Source organism: Aeromonas sp. HMWF017, assembly GCF_003061465.1.
GTDB lineage: Bacteria > Pseudomonadota > Gammaproteobacteria > Enterobacterales > Aeromonadaceae > Aeromonas > Aeromonas veronii.
Window position 1 is genome coordinate 1 of sequence record NZ_QAJD01000044.1, and the last position, 5,507, is coordinate 5,507.

Here is a 5,507-nt window from a genome sequence, read left to right on the forward strand (position 1 = left end):
GACGCGTTTTTCAGTTCCTTGGTCAGGAACTGGCGTACTTGAAAATCGCTGTACAGGTTGTCAGCGAAGTCTTTGGTGTTCGCGAACCAGGTAGAATTCCAAGGCTTGGTAATACCCAGGCGAATGCCATTAGGATGTACTTTCTGACCCATTGCTTATCTCCCAGCCTTAGCGTCGGATACCACTACAGTGATGTGAGCGGTACGCTTGAGGATACGATCCGCACGACCTTTGGCACGCGGACGGATGCGCTTCATGGAGGGACCTTCGTCGACCATGATAGTAGCAACACGCAGCGCGTCGATATCGGCGCCTTCGTTGTGCTCAGCGTTTGCAATGGCAGATTCCAGCACTTTCTTAACCAGCACTGCAGCCTTTTTCGGGCTGAAGGTCAGGATATTCAGAGCCTTGTCTACGGACAGACCACGTACTTGATCGGCTACCAGACGAGCTTTCTGGGCAGAAGTACGGGCATAACGGTGTTTAGCGATAGCTTCCATCATTTATCCCTTAGCGCTTCTTAGCCTTCTTATCAGCAGCATGGCCGCGATAAGTACGAGTCGGTGCGAATTCACCCAGTTTGTGACCGATCATTTCTTCGGTAACGAAAACCGGAACGTGCTGACGACCATTATGGACAGCGATGGTCAAACCGATCATGTTCGGGATGATCATTGAACGACGGGACCAGGTTTTAACCGGCTTTTTATCCCCGCTTTCCACCGCTTTCTCTACCTTCTTCAGCAAGTGCAGGTCAATAAATGGACCCTTCTTGAGAGAACGTGGCATGGTGATTCCTCTATGTTAACAATTACTTGTTACGACGACGTACGATGTACTTGTCGGTACGCTTGTTCTTACGGGTCTTGAAGCCTTTAGCCTTCTGGCCCCATGGGGACACAGGCTGCATGCCCTTGTTACGACCCTCACCACCACCGTGCGGGTGGTCAACCGGGTTCATCGCCATACCGCGAACGGTCGGACGAATACCACGCCAGCGGTTTGCACCAGCTTTACCCAGTTGACGCAACATGTGCTCGGAGTTACCGACTTCACCGATGGTAGCGCGGCACTCGGCCAGAACTTTACGTACTTCGCCGGAACGCAGACGCAGAGTTACATAGTTACCTTCACGAGCCAGGATCTGGATGAAAGTACCAGCGGAACGAGCCAGCTGGGCACCTTTACCAGGCTTCATCTCTACAGCGTGAACGGTAGAACCAACCGGGATGTTGCGCATCGGCAGGGCGTTACCTACCTTGATGGCTGCATCAGCACCAGAAGCGATCGCGTCACCAGCTTTCAGGCCTTTCGGAGCCAGGATGTAACGACGCTCACCGTCTGCATACAACACCAGAGCGATGTTAGCGGTACGGTTCGGATCGTATTCCAGGCGTTCTACTTTAGCCGGGATACCGTCTTTGTCGCGCTTGAAGTCGACGATACGGTAGTGCTGCTTGTGACCACCACCGATATGACGGGTAGTGATACGGCCGTTGTTGTTACGACCACCGGACTTGCTTTTGCTGTCCAGCAGAGCGGCGAAGGGCTTGCCCTTGTACAGCTCTTGATTGACGATCTTGACGACGTGGCGGCGGCCCGGAGAAGTAGGCTTGCACTTAACGATTGCCATTTTTGAGAACTCCTCTTACTCGGCTGCGCCCATGAAGTCGATGTCCTGACCAGCTTTCAGGGTCACATAAGCCTTTTTCCAATCGGAACGACGGCCTACGCGTGCACCTGCGCGCTTGGTCTTACCCTTCATGTTCAGGGTACGGACGGTCTCAACTTCGACCTCGAACAGTTTCGCAACTGCAGCTTTGACTTCCGCCTTGGTAGCATCAACAGCAACTTTGAACACGATAGTGTTCTGCTTTTCTGCAACCATGGTGCTCTTTTCAGAGATGTGCGGAGCCTTCAGAACTTTCAGCAGACGCTCTTCACGGATCATGCCAGCATCTCCTCGATTTGCTTAACTGCGTCAGCAGTCATCAGAACCTTGTCGAAAGCGATCAGGCTGACCGGGTCGATACCGGCAACGTCACGCACGTCAACTTTGTACAGGTTGCGAGCAGCCAGGAACAGGTTCTCATCGACTTCAGCAGTCACGATCAGAACGTCAGTCAGTTCCATTTCTTTCAGCTTGGCGATCAGTTCTTTGGTCTTCGGAGCTTCGATGCCGAACTTCTCAACAACGATCAGGCGCTCTTGACGTACCAGCTCGGACAGAATGCTACGGATAGCGCCGCGGTACATCTTCTTGTTTACTTTCTGGCTGTGATCTTGCGGCTTAGCAGCAAAAGTCACACCACCGGAACGCCAGATGGGCGAACGGATGGAGCCAGCACGGGCACGACCAGTACCCTTCTGACGCCACGGCTTTTTGCCGCCACCAGACACTTCAGAGCGAGTCAGCTGCGCACGAGTACCCTGACGGGCACCAGCGGCATATGCAACGACGACCTGGTGAACCAGAGCTTCGTTGAATTCGCGCCCGAAGGTAGTCTCGGAAACTTCAAGAGCGCTCTTGGCGTCTTTCATTACCAATTCCATTACTATCTCCTCAGACGTTACGCTTTGACGGCAGGTTTGACGATCACGTTGCCGTTGGTTGCACCCGGTACTGCACCTTTGATGAGCAGCAGGTTGCGTTCAGCGTCAACACGAACCAGTTCCAGGTTCTGAGTCGTTACACGCTCAGCACCCATGTGACCAGCCATCTTTTTGCCCTTGAATACACGACCCGGAGTCTGGTTCTGACCGATAGAACCCGGAACGCGGTGAGACAAGGAGTTACCGTGGGTCATATCCTGGGTGCGGAAGTTGTGGCGCTTAACAGTACCAGCAAAGCCCTTACCTTTGGATGTGCCGGTAACGTCTACCAGCTTAACGTCAGCGAGAAGATCTACTTTCAGCTCGCTACCAACAGTGAAAGTTTCACCGTTGTTCAGGCGGAATTCCCACAGACCGCGACCGGCTTCTACACCAGCTTTGGCGAAGTGGCCAGCTTCCGGCTTGGTCACACGGCTGGCTTTCTTGGCGCCAGTGGTAACCTGAATAGCGTTGTAGCCGTCGGTTTCTACAGATTTGACCTGAGTTACACGGTTAGCTTCAACTTCGATAACAGTCACCGGGATAGAAACGCCATCTTCAGTGAAGATGCGAGTCATACCCACTTTGCGACCTACAAGACCGATTGTCATTGTTATCAACCTCTTTCCGTAATTAACCCAGGCTGATCTGGACGTCTACACCAGCTGCCAGATCCAGACGCATCAGGGCGTCTACGGTCTTGTCAGTCGGCTCAACGATGTCTACCAGACGCTTGTGAGTGCGGATCTCGTACTGATCACGCGCATCTTTGTTGACGTGCGGGGAGATCAGGACGGTGAAGCGCTCTTTGCGAGTCGGCAGCGGAATAGGACCGCGAACCTGCGCGCCAGTGCGCTTAGCAGTTTCAACGATTTCCGCAGTGGATTGATCAATCAGGCGATGATCAAAAGCCTTCAGGCGGATACGGATTCTTTGGTTCTGCATTGACAGAGCTCCAATAGATAAAAGAACATAAATCAACACCGCCCGACCGAGATTTCTCCCGCCAGAGGTGTGATTTTTCACGTTTCCCCCCATATCGGGAGGACTGTATGGCTGGCTCCTGTAAACAGGAAACTCAGCAGCAGACATATCGTCTGGCTTACCTCATGGGTAAGCGGAGGGAATTATACGGATTTTTCAAATTTGCGCAAGGGAGAACGAACAGATTATGCGCAGTTTTATGTGACAGATGGATCTCGCCTGCGGCAACGCACTCTGCTGCCAACACCCAGGTAACGACAATGTTACAAGCAGACTGGTAGACTGTGCGCTTGCCTCTGTCAGTGGAACGACATCCCATGCTCAAAGATCAAAAGAAAGCCTATCAGTATGGCCTTTGCGCCGTTGCCCTCTGGTCGACGGTCGCCACAGCCTTCAAGATCTCCCTCGCCTATTTCGAACCTGTACAACTGTTGCTTGTGGCCGCCTTCACCTCGACTCTCACGCTGACAGCCGTCGTCGCCAAACAGGGCAAACTGCCGCTGCTGGGAAGCTACATCAAGGCCAGCCCTTTCTACTACCTGACTCTGGGCGTGCTGAACCCCTTTCTCTATTACCTGTTGCTATTCAAGGCCTATGACCTGTTGCCTGCCCAGCAGGCACAGACCCTCAACTACACCTGGGCCATTACCCTCAGTCTGCTGGCCGTCCCCTTCCTCGGCCAGAAGCTGCGTCGGCGCGATGGCGTCGCCATCGTGCTCGGCTACTTTGGCGCACTGGTGATCGCCACCAGAGGGGATATATTCGGCCTCCAGTTCGACAGCCCCCTCGGCGTGACGCTGGCGCTGGTCTCGACCCTCATCTGGGCCAGCTACTGGATCCTCAACACCCGCAATCAGGGCGATCCCATCGTCAGCCTGTTGCTCGGCTTTATGATCAGCCTGCCTTTTATCGTCGTTGCAACCTGGTTGCTCTCCGATTTTGCCATGACCGCCTGGCAGGGATGGGCTGGAGCCATCTATGTGGGACTGTTCGAAATGGGCTTCGGTTTCGTGCTCTGGCTGATGGCGCTGCGCCATGCCACCAACACGGCCCCCATCAGCAACCTCATCTTTATCTCGCCGTTTGCCTCACTGGTGCTGCTCAACCTGTTGATCGGCGAAGCCATCCATCCAGCCACCCCCATCGGGTTAGCGCTCATCGTTGCCGCCCTGCTGATCCAGCAGCTCAAGTACGGCAAACGCTATCGTGCATCAGTCGAAACCAAGAGCTGACCATGCAGAAGGGCGTATCCACGGATACGCCCTTCTCTCAATCCATCCACTCCTGTGGCTGATGTTTTGGCAGCCGCATCTCGACCAGCAAGCCGCCGAGATCCGAACTTCCCAGCCGGATAGTGCCGTGGTGCTGGGCGACTATCTTGGCCACGATGGCCAACCCCAGCCCACTACCGCCGACGGTCCGCGCCACATTCCCCTGAGTAAACGGCTTGAGCACCCGGGAATAGTCCTGCTCCGGAATGCCGGGGCCATCATCGGAGAGGCGCAAGCGCACCCAGTGCCCATCGTCCTTGAGCTCGGCATGCAAGCGGCTCGCCCCATAACGCTGCGAGTTGCTTGATAGGTTGTTCAACACCCGCCGGATACTGACCGGATTGCAGGCCACCCGCACCGCCTCTTGCGGCAGCGCCAGATCGACCTCCAACCCCTGCTCCGAGTAGATCAGCAAGGTATCGTGCACCAGCTGGGTCAGGTCGATCGGCTCCAAATCCTGCCCCTCGTCCGGGCGGATGTAGTCGATGAACTGATCGATGATGGCATTGGACTCATCAATGTCGGCGTTGATGCTCTCCTTGAGGTACTCGTCACCGGAGGACATCATCTCGGTGGCCAGCCGGATGCGGGTCAGCGGGGTACGCAGATCATGGGAGACCCCCGCCATCATCAGGTTACGCTCTTCGATCAGGCTCTTGA

The 5,507-nt window shown here is 54.9% G+C and carries 9 protein-coding genes and 1 pseudogene; 1 reads left to right on the forward strand and 9 read right to left on the reverse strand.

Annotation, left to right across the window (positions count from 1 at the left end):
• The 8 genes and pseudogenes from DBR30_RS03835 to rpsJ form a co-directional block, all read right to left on the reverse strand.
• Nucleotides 1–152, reverse strand: a pseudogene (locus DBR30_RS03835) (30S ribosomal protein S3); the annotation flags it as partial.
• A 3-nt stretch (nucleotides 153–155) separates the two neighbouring features.
• On the reverse strand, nucleotides 156–500 hold the full coding sequence (rplV, locus tag DBR30_RS03840; protein WP_005319741.1) for a 50S ribosomal protein L22: 345 nt from the start codon (nucleotides 498–500) through the stop codon (nucleotides 156–158).
• 10 nt (nucleotides 501–510) lie between these two features.
• Nucleotides 511–789, reverse strand: coding sequence for a 30S ribosomal protein S19 (rpsS, locus tag DBR30_RS03845; RefSeq protein ID WP_005307960.1), 279 nt, complete (start codon nucleotides 787–789; stop codon nucleotides 511–513).
• 22 nt (nucleotides 790–811) lie between these two features.
• A complete protein-coding gene (rplB, locus tag DBR30_RS03850; RefSeq protein ID WP_005340614.1) occupies nucleotides 812–1,633 on the reverse strand; it encodes a 50S ribosomal protein L2 in 822 nt (273 codons plus the stop codon).
• Between the two features lie 15 nt (nucleotides 1,634–1,648).
• On the reverse strand, nucleotides 1,649–1,951 hold the full coding sequence (gene rplW / locus DBR30_RS03855; RefSeq protein ID WP_005307955.1) for a 50S ribosomal protein L23: 303 nt from the start codon (nucleotides 1,949–1,951) through the stop codon (nucleotides 1,649–1,651).
• Nucleotides 1,948–2,553, reverse strand: coding sequence for a 50S ribosomal protein L4 (gene rplD, locus DBR30_RS03860; RefSeq protein WP_005340616.1), 606 nt, complete (start codon nucleotides 2,551–2,553; stop codon nucleotides 1,948–1,950). Before rplD ends, rplW begins: the two co-directional genes overlap by 4 nt.
• A 17-nt stretch (nucleotides 2,554–2,570) precedes the next feature.
• Nucleotides 2,571–3,203, reverse strand: a complete 633-nt coding sequence (gene rplC / locus DBR30_RS03865) for a 50S ribosomal protein L3 (protein WP_005340620.1) — start codon at nucleotides 3,201–3,203, stop codon at nucleotides 2,571–2,573.
• Between the two features lie 22 nt (nucleotides 3,204–3,225).
• The gene (gene rpsJ, locus DBR30_RS03870) at nucleotides 3,226–3,537 is read right to left on the reverse strand and encodes a 30S ribosomal protein S10 (RefSeq protein WP_005307944.1); all 312 of its coding nucleotides are present in this window, start codon (nucleotides 3,535–3,537) and stop codon (nucleotides 3,226–3,228) included.
• Nucleotides 3,538–3,893: 356 nt separating this feature from the next.
• On the opposite strand from rpsJ, the gene DBR30_RS03875 reads away from it, so the two are divergent.
• Entirely contained in the window at nucleotides 3,894–4,808 is a 915-nt protein-coding gene (locus DBR30_RS03875) for a DMT family transporter (RefSeq protein ID WP_108541220.1), read from the forward strand.
• 37 nt (nucleotides 4,809–4,845) lie between these two features.
• Here DBR30_RS03875 and DBR30_RS03880 read toward each other — a convergent pair.
• A partial coding sequence (locus tag DBR30_RS03880; protein WP_258224269.1) for an ATP-binding protein occupies nucleotides 4,846–5,507 on the reverse strand: 662 nt, incomplete at its 5' end.

Coding starts and splice junctions, on each gene's coding strand:
- rpsJ (WP_005307944.1), bottom strand. CDS start 3,537: ATGCAGAACCAAAGAATCCGTATCCGCCTGAAGGCTTTTGATCATCGC.
- DBR30_RS03875 (WP_108541220.1), top strand. CDS start 3,894: ATGCTCAAAGATCAAAAGAAAGCCTATCAGTATGGCCTTTGCGCCGTT.
- rplC (WP_005340620.1), bottom strand. CDS start 3,203: ATGACAATCGGTCTTGTAGGTCGCAAAGTGGGTATGACTCGCATCTTC.
- rplD (WP_005340616.1), bottom strand. CDS start 2,553: ATGGAATTGGTAATGAAAGACGCCAAGAGCGCTCTTGAAGTTTCCGAG.
- rplW (WP_005307955.1), bottom strand. CDS start 1,951: ATGATCCGTGAAGAGCGTCTGCTGAAAGTTCTGAAGGCTCCGCACATC.
- rplB (WP_005340614.1), bottom strand. CDS start 1,633: ATGGCAATCGTTAAGTGCAAGCCTACTTCTCCGGGCCGCCGCCACGTC.
- rplV (WP_005319741.1), bottom strand. CDS start 500: ATGGAAGCTATCGCTAAACACCGTTATGCCCGTACTTCTGCCCAGAAA.
- rpsS (WP_005307960.1), bottom strand. CDS start 789: ATGCCACGTTCTCTCAAGAAGGGTCCATTTATTGACCTGCACTTGCTG.